The 15,956-nt window shown below is 67.7% G+C and carries 14 protein-coding genes; all 14 read left to right on the forward strand.

Translation table 11 applies throughout. The features are described from left to right. The first annotated feature begins 247 nt into the window (after positions 1-247). The 14 genes from H0264_RS19220 (at position 248) to H0264_RS19285 (ending at position 15,950) form a co-directional block, all read left to right on the forward strand. Positions 248-1,141: a TIM barrel protein gene (locus H0264_RS19220; protein WP_181578818.1), complete on the forward strand. Its 894-nt coding sequence runs from the start codon at positions 248-250 to the stop codon at positions 1,139-1,141. A gap of 46 nt (positions 1,142-1,187) precedes the next feature. Then, the gene (locus tag H0264_RS19225) at positions 1,188-2,177 is read left to right on the forward strand and encodes a sugar ABC transporter substrate-binding protein (protein WP_181578819.1); all 990 of its coding nucleotides are present in this window, start codon (positions 1,188-1,190) and stop codon (positions 2,175-2,177) included. Positions 2,178-2,197: 20 nt separating this feature from the next. Then, complete coding sequence (locus H0264_RS19230; protein ID WP_181578820.1) at positions 2,198-3,247, forward strand: ABC transporter permease; 1,050 nt, start codon at positions 2,198-2,200, stop codon at positions 3,245-3,247. Further along, positions 3,244-4,026, forward strand: a complete 783-nt coding sequence (locus H0264_RS19235; RefSeq protein ID WP_181578821.1) for an ATP-binding cassette domain-containing protein — start codon at positions 3,244-3,246, stop codon at positions 4,024-4,026. The genes H0264_RS19230 and H0264_RS19235 overlap by 4 nt, the downstream gene beginning before the upstream one ends. Then, positions 4,023-4,961 carry a 5-dehydro-2-deoxygluconokinase gene (iolC, locus tag H0264_RS19240; RefSeq protein ID WP_181578822.1) on the forward strand — a complete coding sequence of 313 codons (939 nt, stop codon included), beginning with the start codon at positions 4,023-4,025 and terminating at the stop codon, positions 4,959-4,961. Before H0264_RS19235 ends, iolC begins: the two co-directional genes overlap by 4 nt. After that, the gene (locus H0264_RS19245) at positions 4,958-5,893 is read left to right on the forward strand and encodes a Cgl0159 family (beta/alpha)8-fold protein (protein ID WP_181578823.1); all 936 of its coding nucleotides are present in this window, start codon (positions 4,958-4,960) and stop codon (positions 5,891-5,893) included. The genes iolC and H0264_RS19245 overlap by 4 nt, the downstream gene beginning before the upstream one ends. After that, complete coding sequence (gene iolB / locus H0264_RS19250; protein WP_181578824.1) at positions 5,890-6,786, forward strand: 5-deoxy-glucuronate isomerase; 897 nt, start codon at positions 5,890-5,892, stop codon at positions 6,784-6,786. The genes H0264_RS19245 and iolB overlap by 4 nt, the downstream gene beginning before the upstream one ends. Beyond that, a complete protein-coding gene (gene iolD, locus H0264_RS19255; protein WP_181578825.1) occupies positions 6,777-8,624 on the forward strand; it encodes a 3D-(3,5/4)-trihydroxycyclohexane-1,2-dione acylhydrolase (decyclizing) in 1,848 nt (615 codons plus the stop codon). The genes iolB and iolD overlap by 10 nt, the downstream gene beginning before the upstream one ends. Positions 8,625-8,632: 8 nt before the next feature. After that, positions 8,633-8,791 (forward strand): hypothetical protein, encoded by a 159-nt coding sequence (locus tag H0264_RS19260; protein WP_181578826.1) that lies wholly within the window; start codon positions 8,633-8,635, stop codon positions 8,789-8,791. A 39-nt stretch (positions 8,792-8,830) separates the two neighbouring features. Next, entirely contained in the window at positions 8,831-9,652 is an 822-nt protein-coding gene (locus H0264_RS19265) for a PCRF domain-containing protein (protein ID WP_231087016.1), read from the forward strand. A gap of 161 nt (positions 9,653-9,813) precedes the next feature. After that, complete coding sequence (locus H0264_RS19270; protein WP_181578828.1) at positions 9,814-11,313, forward strand: hypothetical protein; 1,500 nt, start codon at positions 9,814-9,816, stop codon at positions 11,311-11,313. A gap of 110 nt (positions 11,314-11,423) precedes the next feature. Further along, positions 11,424-13,391 carry an MFS transporter gene (locus H0264_RS19275; protein WP_181578829.1) on the forward strand — a complete coding sequence of 656 codons (1,968 nt, stop codon included), beginning with the start codon at positions 11,424-11,426 and terminating at the stop codon, positions 13,389-13,391. Between the two features lie 56 nt (positions 13,392-13,447). After that, on the forward strand, positions 13,448-14,404 hold the full coding sequence (locus H0264_RS19280) for a winged helix-turn-helix transcriptional regulator (RefSeq protein WP_244975875.1): 957 nt from the start codon (positions 13,448-13,450) through the stop codon (positions 14,402-14,404). An 85-nt stretch (positions 14,405-14,489) separates the two neighbouring features. Then, the gene (locus H0264_RS19285) at positions 14,490-15,950 is read left to right on the forward strand and encodes a carotenoid oxygenase family protein (RefSeq protein WP_181578830.1); all 1,461 of its coding nucleotides are present in this window, start codon (positions 14,490-14,492) and stop codon (positions 15,948-15,950) included. Positions 15,951-15,956: the final 6 nt, after the last annotated feature.

The following is a 15,956-nucleotide window of genomic DNA, read 5'->3' on the forward strand; positions in this document are numbered from 1 at the left end:
GCACGCTACAGCGTCACCGTTGCGCGATCAATAGAGCGCTCTAATCAGACCTTTCGGAATGCTGAGCACCTGGCCATTCACCCTGGGAGAGGCCAAATTGCGAGGTCATAGCCATGTTTATGCAATCATGACCACCCCTTGACACTTCGTGATCCGGATTACATAGTTGGAGCGCTCCAAAGAGTCGGGCTTCGTCGCCGCCAGGGCGCTGCGCTCGACGACCACCTCGACGGGTCTGGAAGTGCCGATGACTGAATCACTGCGAATCGCCGCCGCGCCGATCTCCTGGGGAGTCTGCGAAGTTCCGGGATGGGGGCACGTTCTCGATTCGGGGACAGTGCTTTCCGAGATGGCCGCACTGGGGATCGCCGCGACCGAATTCGGCCCACCCGGCTATCTGCCCGACGAGCGCGGGGCACTGCGCGCGGTCCTGGATCCGCACGGCATGACGGTGATCGGTGGATTCCTCGCCGTCGCACTGCATCGCGATCAGGCCGAGGTGCTGGCCCGGGCCCGGGAAACGCTCGCGCACTTCGCCTCCGCCGGAGCCGAAGTCCTGGTGCTGGCCGCCGCGACCGGGCAGGACGGCTACGACACGCGACCGGCCCTCAGCGACGACGAATGGCGAACCCTGATCGAGACCACGGGCCTGATCCGCGACGCCGCGCGAGAGCACGGCCTGCGCGCGACCGTGCACCCGCACGTCGGCACCCATGTCGAGACGGCCGCCGAGGTCGAGCGCTTCCTCACCGACTCCGACGTGGAGCTGTGTCTCGATACCGGCCATCTGCTCATCGGCGGCACCGATCCGGTCGCCCTGGCCGGCAAGTACGCCGACCGCATCGGCCACATTCATCTCAAAGACGTGCGTCCGGCCCTGGCCGAAGAAGTCCGCAGCGGCCGGCTCGAATACAGCGAGGCCGTGCGCCGCGGACTCTACGTCCCGCTCGGTGACGGCGACGTCGACATTGCGGCCTTGGTGCGCGCCGTGGACGCCGCGGGGTATCGCGGCTGGTACGTCATCGAACAGGACACCGCCCTGAACCCGGGCGACACCGCCGCCGGTCCCACCCGCGATGCGGAACGAAGTTTGCGACACCTGTCCGAAATTGGGGCCATTGTCGCCTCCGCTCGGATGTAGTGGAGAGGTGACAACGATGTCTGAACCGAGGATGTCTGAGCCGAGAATGTCCGAACCGAACCGATTCCGGCGCTGGCGCCGGCTCGTCCCCTGGGCGGCCGCCGCGGCGGTGCTCGCCGCGTGCAGCGGGCCCGGTGCGGACGTGTCGAGTACGACCAATGCGCCCGTCGCCGTCGGCGACCTTCGGAAAGTGGCGGTGGTGACGCACGGTTCGCCCGGTGACGCCTTCTGGAACGTGGTGAAGAACGGCTCCGAGGCCGCGGGCAAGGACCTGGGCGTGACCATCGAATACAACTCCTCGGGCGATCCCGGCCAGCAGGCGCGGCTCATCGACAATGCCGTGACCCAGCGGGTCGACGGGCTGGTGGTGTCCATGGCGAATCCGGACGCGCTGCTGCCGTCCATCCGCAAGGCCATCGCGGCGGGAATTCCGGTGGTGACCATCAACTCCGGTGAGGGTAGGAGCGCCGAGGCCGGCGCCATCGGCCATGTCGGGCAGAGCGAGAAGCTGGCCGGTGAAGCCGCCGGTAAACGCCTGGCCGACGCCGGAAAACGCAAGCTGCTGTGCGTGATTCACGAGGCGGGCAATGTCGGGGCCAGTGATCGCTGTGCCGGTGCGACACAGGGCTTCGGCAACACGGTGACCATTCAGGTCGATATCAACAATCCGGTCGATATTCAGGCGCGCATCAAGGGCGCCCTGGAGGCCGATCCCGCCATCGACGCCGTGCTGGCCTTGAACTCGCAGGTGGCGGCGCGTGCGGTGGGTGGTGCGCAGGATGCGCGTTCGACGGCCACCGTCGCCACCTTCGACCTGAATACCGATGTGGTGGCGGCGATCCGGGCGGGCTCACTGCTGTTCGCGGTGGATCAGCAGCAGTACGAGCAGGGCTATCTGCCGGTGGTCATGTTGAAGCTGTACAAGTCCAACCTCAATACCGTCGGCGGCGGTCGTCCGGTGCAGACGGGACCGGCCTTCGTGGACCGGGACAATGTCGACGCCGTGGCCGAGCTGGTCGGCCAGGGCACCCGGTGAGCGGGTCGGGAGTGAATGAAATGACAACTGCGACACAGACATCCGCCACCCCGGCGCTACCGGAGGACCGGATTCCGATCCTCAACCGGCTGGTGCAGCGGCCCGAGATCGGCGCGCTGCTGGGCGCGCTGGTGGTGCTGGTCTTCTTCTCCATCGTCGCCGACAACTTCCTGACCGCGTCCGGAATCGCGGGCTGGCTCGACGATTCCGCCACGCTGGGCATCATGGCGGTGGCGGTGGCCATGCTCATGATCGGCGGTGAGTTCGACCTCTCGGCCGGTGTCATGACCGCCTCCACGGCCCTGGTCACCGCGGCGCTGGCGGTCGAGGCGGGCTGGAATCTGTGGCCGGCCCTGCTGGTTTCGCTGATTTTCGCGCTGGCGGTGGGTGCGCTCAACGGCTGGCTGGTCATGCGCACCGGGCTGCCCAGCTTCATCGTCACCCTCGGGACCTTCCTGGCATTGCAGGGCTTGAATCTCGGTGTGACCCGGTTGATCACGGACGGGGTGCAGATCTCGGGGGTGCGCAGCGCCTCCGGCTACGAGTCGGCGGGCTGGGTGTTCGCCTCCACCACCGATATCGGCGACGCGCACATTCAGGCGTCGGTGGTGTGGTGGATCGTGTTCACCCTGGTGGCGGCAATCATCCTGATGCGCACCAGGTTCGGCAACTGGGTCTTCGCCGTCGGCGGTTCGCTGCCGAGCGCTCGCGCGGTCGGTGTGCCGGCCACGCGCACCAAGATCCTGCTGTTCATGGGCACCGCCTTCGCGGGCTGGGTGGTCGGCGCGTGCAATCTCATGCGCTTCGCGACCGTGCAGGCGAATCAGGGTGTGGGACTGGAGTTCCAGTACATCATCGCGGCGGTGATCGGCGGCTGCCTGCTGACCGGCGGCTTCGGATCGGTGGTGGGTGCGGCGCTGGGCGCGCTCATCTTCGGCATGGCGCGGCAGGGGATCGTGGCGGCGGGCTGGAACAGCGACTGGTTCATGCTCTTCCTCGGCATCCTGCTGATGGCCGCCGTGCTGGTCAACAATGAATTCAAGAAGCGGGCGGAAAGGGTACGGCGATGACCTCACTCATCGAAACCGTCGGCATCGGAAAGCGTTACGGCGGTGTGGTGGCCCTCGAGGGCGTGTCCACGGTGGTGAATCCGGGCGAGGTCACCTGCGTGCTCGGCGACAATGGCGCGGGCAAGTCGACGCTCATCAAGATCCTGTCCGGGGTGCATCAGCATGATGCGGGCGAGCTGAGGATCGAGGGCGAATCGGTCCGATTGGCCTCGCCGCGTGCGGCTTTGGATCGCGGCATCGCCACCGTGTACCAGGATCTGGCCGTGGTGCCGCTCATGAGCGTGTGGCGCAACTTCGTGCTCGGCTCCGAACCGGTCAAGAAGTACGGCCCGATTCCACTGCTGGACCGCACCACTGCCCGGGACATCACCCGGAAAGCCTTGACGGACATGGGAATCGAAATCCGCGATCTGGAGCAGCCGGTCGGCACCCTGTCCGGCGGCCAGCGCCAGTGCGTCGCGATCGCGCGGGCCGTGCACTACGGCGCGAAGGTGCTGATTCTCGACGAGCCCACGGCCGCACTGGGTGTCAAGCAGGCCGGTGTGGTGCTGCGCTATGTCGTGCAGGCGCGCGATCGGGGTCTGGGCGTCGTGCTCATCACCCACAATCCGCATCACGCCTATCCGGTGGGCGATCGCTTCCTGCTGCTCAAACGCGGTGCGGCCCTGGGCAGTTACGAGAAGGACCAGATCGATCTGCCCGAGCTGACCCGGCAGATGGCCGGCGGCGCGGAACTCGAAGCGCTGCAACACGAACTGGAACGGGTGGTGCAGCCGTGAACGGGCCGGAGGTCCTCACCATCGGCCGGGTGGGGGTGGACCTCTACCCGCAGCAGAGCTGCGTGCCGCTCGCCGAGGTGCGGACCTTCGCCAAGTTCCTGGGCGGCACCGCCACCAATGTCGCGGTGGCGGCGGCCCGGCTGGGCCGCCGCACGGCGGTGCTCACCAAGGTCGGGCCGGACGGTTTCGGCGACTACGTGCGAAAAGCGCTGGCGGACTTCGGTGTATCGGCGGACTACATCGGTACGTCCAAGGAGCTCCAAACTCCGGTGGTGTTCTGTGAATTGAACCCGCCGGCCGATCCGCCGCTGCTGTTCTATCGCGCGCCCATCGCTCCCGACCTGACTCTCACCGAGGACGAGATCCCCTGGGATGCGGTGGATTCCGTACCACTGCTGTGGGTTACGGGCACCGGGGTCAGCGCGGAGCCGGGTCGCTCGACCCAGCGTGCCGTTCTCGAGCGGCGGGCCCGGCGCGGCCACACCGTCCTCGACCTCGACTACCGCCCCATGTTCTGGCCGGATGTGCACACCGCCCGCGCCGAGATCGGCTGGATGCTCGATCACGTGAATGTGGTGGTGGGCAATAGAACCGAGGCCGAGGTGGCCGTCGGCACCGCCGATCCCGACCGGGCCGCCGACCGGCTGCTGGCCCGCGGCGTCCGGCTCGCCGTCATCAAACGCGGAGCCGAAGGCGTACTCATCGCCACCGCCTCCGGCCGCTGGACCGTCCCGCCCTGCCCGGTGGAGGTCGTGTGCGGCCTGGGCGCGGGCGACGCGTTCGGCGGTGCGCTGGCCCACGGCCTGCTCGCGGACTGGGAGCCGCAGCGTCTCGCCACCTACGCCAATGCCGCGGGGGCACTGGTGGCTTCCCGCCTGGCCTGTGCCGATGCCATGCCGACCGCCGCCGAGATCGAGGAGCTGCTCTGCGCATGACCGATGAGATCCCCGCGCACCCGAACGAGGAGACAGCCGTGCGCCTGACCGATGAAGCCTGGCAGGAACTGCTGCGCGTGCGCGCCACCGACCCGGAGGCCGTGCGGCGGGCCTACGCGGACCGGCGGCGACGGCCGAACCTGCTGTCGGACAGGGGCACCCTGTTCCTGGTGGCCGCTGACCATCCGGCGCGTGGCGCACTCGGGGTGGGCGCGGACCGGACCGCCATGGGGGATCGGCGCATGCTGCTCGAGCGGCTGCTCATCGCATTGGACAATCCCGCCGTGGACGGCGTGCTGGGTTCCCCCGATATCGTCGAGGAGCTCCTGCTGCTGGACGCGGTGCACGACAAGATCGTCATCGGCTCCATGAACCGGGGCGGATTGGCCGGAGCCGATTGGGAAATCGACGATCGTTTCACCGGCTACGACGCGGAGTCGCTGGTGAAGTTCCGCCTGGACGGCGGGAAAATGCTGCTGCGCCTGGTGGATTCGGATCGCGGCACGGTGCCGACGCTGGAAGCCTGCGCCCGCGCGGTCTCGGAACTGGCCGAGCACGGCCTGATGGCCATGGTCGAGCCCCTGCCGTACCATCGCGACGAGGGCGGGACGCTGGTCATGCAGAAGGACTCCGCCGCCCTGCAACGCGCCATCACCGTGGCCTCCGGGCTCGGTGTCACCTCGGCCTACACGTGGTTGAAAATCCCTGCGCCCGATGATGTTTCGGCTCTGGATGCGACAACCCTGCCGGTGGTCGTGTTGGGTGGCGCGCCGTCCGGCGATCCGGAGACCGATCTCGCCTCCTGGGGTCAGGCCCTGCGCCACGATGTGGCCCGGGGCCTCGTGGTCGGGCGCAGCCTGCTCTACCCGCCCGACGGTGATGTGGCGGGTGCGGTCGACGCGGCCGCCCGGGTGTTGAAGGCGGCGAGATGAAGCACCTGCACCGCCCCGACGGCGCCCTGCGCGACGGCTCGGATCCCGTCCTGCTGACGCCCGAAGATGCCGGCTGGACCTACACCGGCCTGCGGGTGCTGCGGCTGGCCGCCGGGGAGACGCGGGTGGTGAACACCGGTGATTTCGAAGCCTTCGTGCTCCCGCTGTCCGGGGCCTGCACCGTGCGCGTCGACGGCCACACCTTCGAAATCATCGGCCGTGACACGGTTTTCACCCGCGTCACCGATTTCGCGTACGTTCCGCGCGACGCCGTCGTCGAGATCTCCAGCGCGACCGGCATCGAACTCGCCCTGCCCATGGCGCGCTGCGAACGCCGGCTCGACCCGAAATACGGCCCGGCCGAGCAGGTCCCGGTGGAGGTGCGCGGCGCAGGTCAGGCCACCCGCCAGGTCACCAACTTCGGTACGCCGGGCGTCTGGGAGCACGCCGACAAACTGAATGCCTGCGAGTTGATCACACCGGACGGCAACTGGTCCTCGTATCCTCCACATAAGCACGACGAGGCGGGGGAGTGTGAAGTGATCAACGAGGAGGTCTACTACTTCCGCATCGCGGGCAGCGATGGAATCACCCCTTCCCGCACCGGATTCGGCCTGCACCGCACCTACACCGCCGACGGGGCCCTGGACGAGAATGTCGCGGTCCGCGACGGTGACGTCTTCCTGGTTCCGCACGGCTACCACGGCCCGTGCATCGCCGCACCCGGCTATCCCATGTACTACCTGAATGTCCTGGCCGGGCCCGCGCCCGAACGATCCATGGCCTTCTGTGACGATCCCGCGCACGCCTGGGTGCGGTCGCGCTGGCCCGGCGAGCCCCTGGATCCGCGCTGTCCGGTCACCAGTCACGAAGGACGAAGGCTATGGAACTGACGACCGCGCAAGCCCTGGTGGCCTGGCTCATCGCACAGCACTCGGAAACCCTGGAGGGTCGCGAAGTACCGCTGTTCCCAGCGGTTTTCGCCATTTTCGGGCACGGCAACGTACTCGGCCTCGGCACCGCCCTGGAAGAACGCCGCGACATTCTGCCGGTGTGGCGCGGGCACACCGAGGAGGGCATGGCCCTGGCCGCGGTCGGCTTGGCCAAGGCCACCCAGCGCCGTCAGGTCGGCGTGGCCACCTCCTCCATCGGCCCCGGCGCGTTGAACATGGTGACGGCAGCCGGTGTGGCACACGCGAATCGGCTGCCCCTGCTGCTGCTCCCCGGCGACACCTTCACCAGCCGCGCCCCGGATCCGGTGCTGCAGCAGGTCGAGCATTTCGGCGATCCCACCGTCACCGTGAACGACGCCTTCCGTCCCGTGAGCCGCTACTTCGATCGAATCACCCGCCCGGAGCAGTTGATCGCCACACTGCCGCAGGTGGCGCGCGTACTGACGGATCCGGCGCAGGCCGGCCCGGTCGTGCTCGCCCTCCCGCAGGACGTGCAGGCCGAAACCTTCGATTTCCCCGAGGCCCTCTTCGAGCCGGTGGTGCACCGCATCACCCGCCAGCGTCCCGACACCCGCGAAATCGCCTCCGCCGCAGAACTATTGCGCACCGCGGAACGGCCCCTGCTGATCCTCGGCGGTGGCGTCCGCTACTCCGGCGCCTCCGAGCGCGCCTTGGATCTCGCAGTGCGCCATGGCATCCCGGTGACGGAAACCACCGCCGGGCGCACCCTCGTCCCGCACGATCACCCCCTCTACACCGGCCCGCTCGGCATCACCGGTTCCGCCTCCGCGAATGTGATGGCCGCCCAAGCCGATGTGGTCCTGGCGGTGGGCACCCGCCTGCAGGATTTCACCACCGCCTCCTGGACGGTCTTCCATCCCGACATCCGCCTGATCCACATCAACACAGCAGGATTCGACGCCGTCAAACACGGAGCCCTGGCCGTGGTCGGCGACGCCGACGCCGCCCTCCGGGACCTCGCCCCCGAGCTGGCCGACTGGAAAGCCGAACCGGGCTGGACCAAACACGCCGCCACGGTGCGCGCCGAATGGGACGCCCACATCGACAAACTCCGCGCCCCCGCCGAAGGCGCCCCCACCTACGCCCAAATCGTCGGCGTGGTAAACGATCTCAGCACCCCCGCCGACTACGTCATGACCGCCTCCGGCGGCCTCCCCGGCGAACTCGTCGGCGGGTGGCGGGCCTCCGGCGGCACCCCCACCATGGACGTCGAATACGGTTTCTCCTGCATGGGCTACGAACTCGCGGGCGCGTGGGGTGCGGCCATGGCCCACACCCACGGTCTGGTCACCACTCTCCTCGGCGACGGCTCCTACCTCATGCTCAACTCCGAACTCTTCTCCGCCGCCTTCGCGGGCCACCCCCTGGTAGCCGTGGTCTGCGACAACGACGGCTACGCCGTCATCGCCCGCCTCCAGGAATCCCAAGGCGGCACCCCCTACAACAACTTCTACCCGCACTGCCGCACCAATCACCCTCGCCCGCCCCGCGTGGACTTCGCCGCCCACGCCCACTCCCTCGGCTGCATAGTCTTCACCCCCAAGGACCTCAACGACTTCCGCGACGCCTACCCTCGAGCCCGCACCGCTGCCACCACCGAACGCCGCCCCGCCGTCATTGTCATCCGCACCCAACCCACCAGCTGGACCGAATCCGGCGCCTGGTGGGAAGTGGGCGTCCCCCAGCACCTCTCCGGTCGCGACGCGTACGAAGAAATGAAACCCCAGCAACTCCGCTATCTCCCGAGCCCGGAATGAGCAATCCCGTGAACCGCAGTGAATCCCCGATACGCGAATTCCTCACCGAATATCACACATTGGAATCCCGGCTGGCCGACCGAACCCTCTACGAAAATCCGGCCGAGCTCCGCCGCGTAAGCGAACGCCTGACCGACCTGCAGCCCGCCATGTCGGCATACACCTGACTGCGAGACGCACAGGCGGAGCTCGCCGGTGCGATCGAACTGGCCGGCGAGGAACCATCTTTCGCCACGGAGCTCCCCGAACTGAAGCGCCGGGTCGAGGACCTGACCGCCCAGCTCGTCGCCCTGCTCGTCCCGGCCGATCCGCATCGCCGCGACAATACGTTCGTCGATATCTGGTCGGACCGGGATAGTGAGGATTCCGCGCGGTTCGCCGGCGACCTGGTGACCCACTATCGCCGCTACGCGGAGCACCGCGGTTGGACTGCCGACATGCTCGACTGGGCCGAAAGTGAGTTCTTCGGATATGAGCGCGTCACACTGTCGATCTCCGGGCGCGGAGGTACCTGGCCGGCATTTCGTTTCGAGAGCGGGCTGCACCGCACGCTCTTCTACTCGATGACCGGGCCGCTGGGGTCGCCGGCAACCGCTGTCGCGGAGGTACTCGCCTATCCCGAGCCCGCCTGGCGAGACCGGGTCACGGTGAACGACGCCGACATTCGAATCGACACCTACTGCCCCGGACTCAGCTGCTTCGGTAATCGAAATCCCACCACCTACCTGACCCATCTCCCCACCGGCATCACCGCCTCCAGCTCCGCCGCTCCGAGCCAGTACTCGAACAAGCGCCGTGCGCTGCAGCTCCTGGCATCCCGGCTCGACGCCCTTGCCGAAAATCGCTGTACCACCGCGACGTTCGGCCGGGCTCGCCCGCAGTGCCGGACCGAACCCATCCGGACCTACGACTATTTCACGAATCGGATCACCGACCACCGCATCGATCTCACCGTCCCGAGGGTCTTCGAGCCCGGCGCACTCGACGCCCTTGTCGCGGCCCTGCGTCGTGCCGATCCCGGTGCGTGAGGGGCGTTCGGCGCGGCGTGCATTCACGCGCCGCAGGAATTCGGGCATACCGGCGTAGAGGTGACCACGGGTGGTGATCTGTGGCAGACTCGGCGCAAACGCACGTTTCGATTGCAGGGTGGGGTCGGCGTGCACGGTGATGCGGGAGTTTGAAGGTCGCAATGGATCTCAGTGCCATCGAGCGCCGGGTGGCGGCGGACCGGGAGGCCGCGCGGGATCGGTCGGCCGAGGGTGAATTGCGGTTGGCGGGGTCGTTGTGTGAGCTGGCCAAGGCGCTGATCGCGACGAAAACCGATGGGTCGCGGGATCGGTCCCCGGCGGCATTGGAGCCGGCGCAGGAGGCTGCGCTCATTCGGCTGCGGTGGTTGACCGCCGGGCATGTGACCGCCGTGTTCGCCAATGAGGTGCAGGAGGCGCTGCGGCTGTTCGAGCTCGCGGCGCGCACCATCGGGCATCGGGAGCTGGCCACCCACACCATTCGCAATGCCTGTCACGCGTATCGGCAAGTGGCGCAGACGTATCCGAACGCGGCGGCGGTGTGCGCGGACGCGCTGTCCAAGTGCGGGGTGTGGTTGTGCCGATTGGATCCGAATGCCGCGGTCGCCGCGTGTGAGGATGCGGTGCGGATTCGGGCGGCGCTGTTCGCGGCGGATCCGCAGCAGGCGAATCGCTATCTGGCGAGCCTGAATACACTGTTGCGCACGCTCATGGTAGGACGCCAGCGCAAGCAGGCGCTGTCGATGTACCGCGACACGTACGCGGCGGTCACCTCACCGGCCATGACGCAGCGGTTGCGGGAGATCCGGGTCGAGGACATCGGTTTCACCAGCAAGACCAGCACCGCGCTGCTGAAACTGGATTGCGCGACGCTCGAGCGCGCGGGCTACCTGACGCAGCAGCAGATCCTGTATCAAACCTCCGGCGACCTGGCCACCATCGAAGAGGTCAACTGGCAGCTCGCGCTGGTGGGGTTGCGGCCGCTCGCCGCGGGGGCGCTCGCGGATCCGCCGTCCAAGCCGGTGGAGATCAGCACGTCCTTCGGCGCGCTGAGTGTGCGCTGCTCCTCGCGCAATGCCGTCACCCTGGTGCGCGCCGCCATCCTCGCCGCCTACACCGCCGACGGCGCGCAGACCGTGCCCAGCTCCGCCTATCTCGGCGTGGACGAAAAGCACTGGAGCACTTTCGAACCCGAGGTCAACACGGTCGAGCGCCTGGGCGAGGACGTGGTCCTCATCGAGAAGGTGTCCGAGCACTGGGTCTCGGTCAAGAGCCTGAACTGGGAGCTCGCCCCCGTCGGCAAACATCCACTGGCACTGCGGCTTTCGCACGAGTGGCCGGTGGTCTCGGTCACCACCACCGAGCACATGGCCTATGAGCTGTGCTGGTACGAGGGCGGCTCCGCCACCCAGTACGCCGCGCTGGGTATGCCGGCTGGGCAGATCGCTCTGGAAAAGCCGCTCGCCCCATTGGATTTCGCGGCGTTGTCGGACTACGGCGCGGACTATGCCTCCGAGACCCAGGTGCGCGCCGCCTTCGGCAATACGGCAATGTTCGCCAAACTCACGAAACTTCCGGCGAGCGGTATTCGCCAGGCCGCCGAATCCGGTCCGCTCGCCGCGCACGCCGCGAATATCTTGTATTTCCGCAATGGCGGCGAATAACGGTCGAAACTCGCAACCAGAACAGTAACCTGTTCTCACCCTGGCCGTGAGCGCTGCCGCACGAAGGAACTGGTCAGCCGCACGGCCGTGGGCAGAAAGGTTTCCCGGCCATGAGTTCCGCTCCGACCGCACAGCCACCCGCACGGGATCTGGCAGCGCCCACCCTGCTCACCGGACTGTGGCAGCGCAAGCTGCCGCACTATCCGGATACCCCCGCCCGTTCCTGGTATCTGGCGATCGTGGTGATCATCTCGGTCGCCCTCTACTACCAGCTCTTCATCGCGGGCGCGGTCGGCAATGAGCTGATTGCCGACTTCAACCTCACCTTCCGATACTTCGTCGGAATCTTCATCGTCGGTGCGGCCGTCGGTGCGGCCGCCTCGGTCGCGGCGGGCCTGCTGGACCGGTGGGGACGCGCCAATATCGTCGCCTACGGCACGGTGATCACCGCACTGCTCACCCTGTTCGCGGTGCCGGCCACCACCACCAAGGAGTCCTACCTGGTGGTCTACTGCCTGGTCAGCATTGTGGAGGGCGCGGTGCTGGTGGCCACCCCCGCCATCGTGCGCGACTTCTCGCCGCAGCTGGGCCGCGCCTCGGCCATGGGCTTCTGGACGCTGGGCCCGGTGCTCGGCGCGCTGGTGACCACCGAGATCTCCGCAAATACCCTGGACGCCCACCCGGATTGGCAGTTCCACTACCGGCTGTGCGGCATCATCTCCCTCGCCATCTCGATTCTGGGCCTGCTGTTCCTGCGGGAGCTCAGCCCCGCGCTGCGCGATCAGATCATGGTGAGTCTGCGCGACAAGGCCCTCGTCGAGGCCCGTGCGCGCGGGCTGAACGTGAGCGAGCTGGAACGCGATCAGTGGAAGCAGATGCTGAAGCTCAATATCGTCGGCTCCGCCTTCGCCATCTCGATCTTCCTGGCGTTCTTCTACACCATCGTGTCGTTCCTGCCGGTCTACATGGCGACCAACTTCGACTTCACCGCGGCGCAGGCCAATGCCATGGGCAACTGGTACTGGATATCCAATGCGGTGGCGCTGGTGCTGACCGGCATCGTGTCGGACTATCTGAAGGTCCGAAAACCGTTCATGGTCTTCGGCGCGATCATCAGCATCATCGGCGTGTTCATCTTCCTCGGCTACACCGATCGGCCGGGCACCGACTACTACACCTTCGCGATCGTACTGAGCTTCATCGCGATCGGCACCGGCATCGCCTACTCCTGCTGGATGGCCAGCTTCACCGAGACGGTCGAGAACCGCAATCCGGCGGCGACGGCGGTCGGGCTCGCGGTGTGGGGCGGGACGCTGCGCACCATCGTCACCTTCGTGCTGCTGGGGTTGCTGTTCGTGGTGACCGCGGCCGGCACGCTGGTGAATTACGGTCCGCGCCTGCAGGAAATCGCGGTCAAGTACCACTCCGAGCTCACCACCATTCAGAAGGTCGGCGCGGAGAATATGGCGAAGCTGGGGGAGAACCCGGGCGATACGGCGGTACAGGCGACCGCGCTGGCCAAGCTCACCGGCGAATCCGAGGCCGATATCAAGACGGTGCTGTCGCTCAACGCCAAGTACGGGCCGGAGCTCGCCGCCCTGCAAGCGGTCGATTCGCAGACCGTCACCGCGCTGTTCACGAATCCGAACGATCAGGCGGCCGCGGCCAAGGCGGTCGGGCAGATCTCGCAGAAGCTCAATATCCCCGCCGACCAAGCGGCGGCCAGACTGGCCGGGGCACAACAGATTCCGGTGACCGAGCTGGCGGTGGCCTCGAAGATCGGCGCACAGGTGACCGCGGCCGGCGCGCAATTGCAGGCCGTCGCGGCCATTCCGGCCGAGGACCGGCAGTACCTGTCCGACCATGCCACCGAGGTGCAGCAGGCGCGCGCGGATTCGCCCGAGCAGTGGAAGACCTGGTGGTGGATCTGCCTGATCGCGCAGGTGGCCTTCATCCCGTTCGTCTTCCTCATGTCCGGGCACTGGAGCCCGCGCAAGGCGGAAGAGGCTGCGGCGCAACACGAGGCGGCGGTGGATCGCGAACTCGCCGGCCTGCCGCGGGAAGAATTCGCGCGGTGAATGCGAGGGGGACTCGAGGATGGGATCGGGTCCCCCACGCTAGTACAGTTACTGAAGTGCAATCGATCGAGGCGGACAGCGCGCCGCGTCCTACCGTGCGCGGCGTGCCGAATCCGGTGTCCGCCACCTTCGACCTGCTCGGCGACCGGCTGACGCTGACCATCCTGCGGCACGCCTTCGCCGATCACGCACGGCGGTTCACCCAGTTCGCCGAGCGGACCGGCGCACCGCCGGCCGTGCTCACCGCGCGGCTGGCGGCCCTGGTGGACGCGGGCGTGCTGCACCGGTCACCGCAGCCGGGGGAGCGGTTCGAATACCGGCTCACCCCTTTGGGATTGGCGACCTGGGAGATCCTGGTCTGCGTCTGGTCCTGGCAGCGCGAATGGACCGCCGAATGGGTGCTGCTGCCGGAATTCCTGCACACCGACTGCGGGCATCGCGGGCCGCCGGTGCTGCTGTGCCGGGAGTGCGGGCGCACCGTCACCGCCTTCGACACCGAGGTCGAGCTGGACCGGGATGCGCTGTGGCACATCACCTCCGGGCGGCGACGGTCGGCGCGGCCGATCGCGCCCACCTCGGGCGATGCGGCATTCGGCGAGATCATGGAGGCCATCGGGGATCGATGGAGTGCCTCGATCACCGGATTGGCCTTGGCGGGCGTGCGACGGTTCACCGAATTCCGTGCGGCGCTCAACATGTCGCCGACCACCCTGACCGAGCGGCTCACCCGGCTGGTGTCGGCGGGCATCCTGCGGCGCTCGGAAGACGGTGGGCGCGAATACCGGCTGACGCCGCGCGGCCGAGCCCTGTTCGGCGTCTTCGCCTTTCTGCTGGCCTGGGCGGAACAGGCGTATCCGCGGCAGGACGCGCCGGGCCTGCGCATCCGGCACCGGGAGTGCGGCGCGGTGCTGCGCCCCGCCCTGCGCTGCCGGGGCTGCGAAGCCGAAATCGGCCGCGCCGATGTGGGATTCGAATCGATCGAGGCGGGCGGGGGTGGGCCGGACAAGCCTTGACACCCCTCGATGAGACGCGTATCACTTCAGTAACTGTACTGAAGAAGCCGGGCTGCTGCCGGTCCGGTCGCAGGAGGCGCTGCTCATGCCGCTCAATGAAGAACTCATCGCACCCGCCGCCGAGGCGCTGACCAACCCCTACCTGGAAGGTCCCTACGCGCCGCGCGCCGACGAAATCACCGCCACCGCACTGGAAGTGCTCTCCGGCGAGCTGCCGCCGGACCTCGACGGCGTGTACGTGCGCAACGGCCCGAACCCGCAGTTCGCGCCCATGGGCCGCTACCACTGGTTCGACGGCGACGGCATGCTGCACGCGGTGCACTTCGAGAACGGGCGCGCCACCTACCGCAATCGCTATGTGCGCACCGCCGAATTCGAGGCCGAGCGCGCGGCGGGCACCGCCCTGTGGCGCGGCGTGATCGAGCCCTGGGACGGCAACCCGCCCGGTGACCGCCGCGAACGCAACTCCGCCAATACCGATCTGCTCTACCACCACGGCAATCTGCTGGCCCTCTGGTATCGCGCGGGCAAGCCGTACGCCCTCGATCCGGTCAGTCTCGAAACCCGTGGCGTGGACACCTTCAACGGCACACTGCCGGGCGAGGTTTCGGCCCACGCCAAGGTCGACGAGCGCACCGAGGAACTGCTGTTCTTCGACTACGGCATCAATGCCCCGTACCTGCGCTACGGTGTCGCCGACCCGGCCGGCACCGTCACCCACTTCACCGGCCTGGAGTTGCCCGGCCCGCGCCTGCCCCACGATATGGCGATCACCGAGAACCACTCCATCCTCATGGATCTGCCGCTCTACAACGATCCCCGGGCCGCGGCCGCCGGCCGATTCAAGATCTTCTTCGACCGCGCCCTCCCCAGCCGCTTCGCCGTGCTCCCGCGTTACGGCCAAGGGACACAGGCGAAATGGTTCGAAGCCGAGCCCGGCTACATTTATCACACCGTCAACTCCTGGGAGGAGGGTGACGAGATCGTCCTGGTCGTCTGCCGGGTCACCGAACCCAGCCCCGTCTCCGACCGAGCCCACCCCCTCGCGCAGCTGCTGGCCTATCTGCGCCCCGAGGCGAAGCTGCACGAGTACCGCTTCAACCTGCGCACCGGCGTCACCACCGAAACCGCCATGGACGACGTGAACACCGAATTCCCCGCCATCGCACAGCAATTCACCGGCCACCGGAGCCGCTACTCCTACCAGATGCGCCTCTCGGTCGACCGCACCATGATCTTCGACGCCCTCATCAAATACGACATCCGCACCGGCGCAAAGGAAACCGCCCCCTTCGGCGACGGCATCCATGGCAGCGAACTCGCCGTGGTCCCGCGCCCCGGCGCCACCGCCGAAGACGACGCCTGGTTGACGATGTTCGCCCACAACAACCACACCGGCCTGGCCGAACTCTGGATCTACGACGCCGCCGCCGTCACCGCCGGCCCGGTCTGCCGCCTCGCCATCCCCACCCGAGTCCCCCTCGGCTTCCACGCCACCTGGGTCAGCGGCGACCGCATGCGCGCCGCCGCCCGCCCCCTCGCCTGAAACGGA

It is taken from the genome of Nocardia huaxiensis, assembly GCF_013744875.1.
Taxonomy (GTDB): domain Bacteria; phylum Actinomycetota; class Actinomycetes; order Mycobacteriales; family Mycobacteriaceae; genus Nocardia; species Nocardia huaxiensis.

Excerpts from the sequence above, each read along its gene's own strand:
- H0264_RS19285 (WP_181578830.1), top strand. The coding sequence starts at position 14,490 with ATGCCGCTCAATGAAGAACTCATCGCACCCGCCGCCGAGGCGCTGACC.
- H0264_RS19230 (WP_181578820.1), top strand. The coding sequence starts at position 2,198 with ATGACAACTGCGACACAGACATCCGCCACCCCGGCGCTACCGGAGGAC.
- H0264_RS19275 (WP_181578829.1), top strand. The coding sequence starts at position 11,424 with ATGAGTTCCGCTCCGACCGCACAGCCACCCGCACGGGATCTGGCAGCG.
- iolD (WP_181578825.1), top strand. The coding sequence starts at position 6,777 with ATGGAACTGACGACCGCGCAAGCCCTGGTGGCCTGGCTCATCGCACAG.
- H0264_RS19220 (WP_181578818.1), top strand. The coding sequence starts at position 248 with ATGACTGAATCACTGCGAATCGCCGCCGCGCCGATCTCCTGGGGAGTC.
- H0264_RS19245 (WP_181578823.1), top strand. The coding sequence starts at position 4,958 with ATGACCGATGAGATCCCCGCGCACCCGAACGAGGAGACAGCCGTGCGC.
- H0264_RS19270 (WP_181578828.1), top strand. The coding sequence starts at position 9,814 with ATGGATCTCAGTGCCATCGAGCGCCGGGTGGCGGCGGACCGGGAGGCC.
- iolB (WP_181578824.1), top strand. The coding sequence starts at position 5,890 with ATGAAGCACCTGCACCGCCCCGACGGCGCCCTGCGCGACGGCTCGGAT.
- H0264_RS19235 (WP_181578821.1), top strand. The coding sequence starts at position 3,244 with ATGACCTCACTCATCGAAACCGTCGGCATCGGAAAGCGTTACGGCGGT.
- H0264_RS19225 (WP_181578819.1), top strand. The coding sequence starts at position 1,188 with ATGTCCGAACCGAACCGATTCCGGCGCTGGCGCCGGCTCGTCCCCTGG.